This is a genomic window from Psychrobacter sp. 16-MNA-CIBAN-0192, assembly GCF_040309565.1.
Classification (GTDB): Bacteria; Pseudomonadota; Gammaproteobacteria; order Pseudomonadales; family Moraxellaceae; genus Psychrobacter.
The window spans coordinates 1-235 of record NZ_JBEOOX010000727.1; the positions used below are offsets into that span (position 1 = coordinate 1).

Annotated in this window: 1 protein-coding gene; it reads left to right on the forward strand. The window is 42.1% G+C overall.

Annotated elements, in window-relative coordinates:
* On the forward strand, positions 1-235 hold a 235-nt coding region (locus tag AAEY78_RS15010; RefSeq protein ID WP_352340303.1), incomplete at both ends, for a M14 family metallopeptidase.

Sequence of the window (235 nt, forward strand, 5' to 3'; positions counted from 1 at the left end):
TGCATTAACAGAGCAAGGCCACATTCCGGGCCAGTTGGTATTTGCTAACGATAATACAGACATGACTAAAGGCTTGTCATTGTGGAACCCTAGCCCACGTTTTTCCAATGGTTACGGTGATGCTCGTCATTTACCGACTATTCTAATAGAGAACCATAGCCTTAAACCTTATAAGCAACGCGTTCTTGGTACCTACGTTACACTTGAACAAACTCTTAAAACGGTGGCAAAAAAT